This is a genomic window from Streptomyces sp. NPDC048479, assembly GCF_040651435.1.
GTDB lineage: Bacteria > Actinomycetota > Actinomycetes > Streptomycetales > Streptomycetaceae > Streptomyces.
In genome coordinates this window covers 1-1,940 of record NZ_JBEZKA010000110.1, presented here as the reverse complement: position 1 = coordinate 1,940, position 1,940 = coordinate 1, and the positions used below count along the sequence as shown (strand labels likewise).

Sequence of the window (1,940 nt, the reverse complement as noted above, 5' to 3'; positions counted from 1 at the left end):
TACTCCAGCCGTAGATCGTGATCTTCATGGTTGGTGGGCGGCCTGCCGCTGGTAGTGGCAGGCCCGGGCCCGGGCCTGATGGCGGCGTCGCCAGTCGGACCAGCGGAGCCGGTGCGCGACTGCGTGGATGGGCTGGGTGACGAGCGTGGTGAACAGGTGCTGGATCTCGTTGCAGGTCAGCGGGATCAGGCTGTCCGGGGCCGGTGCGTAAGCGTGTTCGTGGGCGGTGGCTGCGGCGAGGAAGGCATGGGCGAGCATCGCGAGGGTGACCCAGCGGTGCCAGGACGTCCAGCGTCTGACCTGGTGTTCGTCCAGTCCGGCCAGGCCCTTGCCGGACTGGAACGTCTCTTCGACCGTCCATCTGCGTCCGGCCACCTTCACGAGGGTGGACAGGGGCACTTGGGTCGCCGAGTAGCAGCGGTAGAAGGCGAGTTCACCGGTGCTGCGGTTGCGGCGGACGAGCAGATGGCGGTGGCCGGGTCCCTCGTCGGCGATGTCGGCCAGGGCCCAGTCGTAGTAGCGATGCCCCTTGGCTCCGGGTCCGGCGGAGAGTTTCTGCCAAGCCCGTTTCGGGAGCCTCTTGACCAGGGCGTCGGCGCGGATTTTGCCCGCGCGGGTGGTCATCTGGTGGTCGCAGGCGACAGCGAGGACGTAGCCGAGCTGCCGTTGCTCCAGCGCTGCCCGCAGGTGCGGGTTGCTCCCGTAGACCTCGTCGCCGGTCACCCAGGACACGAGGACGCCGGCGTCCAGGGCGCGGCCGATCATGCGGGCGGCGAGTGCGGGTTTCGTGGCGAAGCGCACGGTCTCGGGTATCCCGGCGGCCTGGCAGCGGGACGCGTCCTGGGTCCAGGAGCGCGGGACATAGAGTTCCCGGTCGATCGCCGCGTGGCCGCGGGGGGTGGAGTAGGCGAGGTAGACGGCGACCTGGCTGTTCTCGATGCGTCCGGCGGTGCCGGTGTACTGGCGCTGGACCCCGACCGTGGCGGTGCCCTTCTTGAGATCGCCGGTCTCATCGACGACCAGCACCGCGTCGTCGTCCTGCAGTTGCTCGATGACGAAGCCGCGGAGGTCGTCGCGGACCGCGTCGGCGTCCCACCTGGCCCTGGACAGCAGATGCTGCAAGCCGTCCGGGGTCGCGTCCCCGGCGTGCTCGGCGAGCGTCCAGCAGTTCTTGCGCGGCAGGTCCGACAACAGGCCAAGGACGAACTCCCGTGCCCGGCGCCGCGGTTCCACCCGCGTGAACCGCGGCGCGATGCGGCCCATCAGGGCCTCGAACATGTCCTGCCAACGGGCAGGATCTATGCTGTGACCTGCGGCCACCGACTGATCTTCTGTCTTCACACACTGATGATCACCGGTGGCCGCACCCGTATCCTCAGCGCCCTCACCGCAGATAGATCGTGCCTGGAGGACATATGCAACGCGGCGAAGTCTGGTGGGTCGAGTTCGACGAGCGACGGCTGGTCGTACTGCTGTCGGGAGCCGAGGCGTCCCAGCTCCGGGCGATGCAGATCGTCGCTCCGGCGGGCATCGACATCAGCGGTCTGGGCGTCGAGGTGGCCGTAGGCACCATGGAAGGACTGCCCATGGAAGGTGTGTTGCGGCTCGCGTTCGCTCATCCAGGCTTTACCCCTTGCACGTGGCTGACCACCGTGTCCCGGGACGACTTGATCGAGCGGGCGGGCGTGCTGCCCTCCTCGAAGCTCCGCGAGATTGAGGATGCCCTCCGTCTTGCTGAACAGCCGAAGGAATGGACCCCGGCAACGACCGCGAAGTTCAGCGAGATGAAAGATGCCTTGCGTCCCGGTGGGCTCGAGTAGGTAGAGAAGTGGGACGGACGCCCCGGTGGAGTGGTCAATCTCGTCCAGATGACCATCGGTGGCCACCTGTCTCCACGGCTCCCCACACCAGCAAGATCACGATCTACGGCTGGAGTACTA

2 protein-coding genes are annotated in these 1,940 nt (G+C 67.6%); one reads left to right on the top strand and one right to left on the bottom strand.

Annotation, left to right across the window (positions count from 1 at the left end):
- Positions 1-24 precede the first annotated feature (24 nt).
- Positions 25-1,263, bottom strand: a complete 1,239-nt coding sequence (locus tag AB0D12_RS41225; protein WP_362695210.1) for an IS701 family transposase — start codon at positions 1,261-1,263, stop codon at positions 25-27.
- A gap of 152 nt (positions 1,264-1,415) precedes the next feature.
- Between AB0D12_RS41225 and AB0D12_RS41220 the strand changes: the two genes are divergently transcribed.
- Complete coding sequence (locus tag AB0D12_RS41220) at positions 1,416-1,820, top strand: type II toxin-antitoxin system PemK/MazF family toxin (RefSeq protein WP_362695207.1); 405 nt, start codon at positions 1,416-1,418, stop codon at positions 1,818-1,820.
- The last annotated feature ends 120 nt before the right edge of the window (positions 1,821-1,940 follow it).

Bases quoted from the DNA above. Each gene is read 5' to 3' on its own strand.
- AB0D12_RS41225 (WP_362695210.1), bottom strand. From the start codon at position 1,263: ATGGGCCGCATCGCGCCGCGGTTCACGCGGGTGGAACCGCGGCGCCGG.
- AB0D12_RS41220 (WP_362695207.1), top strand. From the start codon at position 1,416: ATGCAACGCGGCGAAGTCTGGTGGGTCGAGTTCGACGAGCGACGGCTG.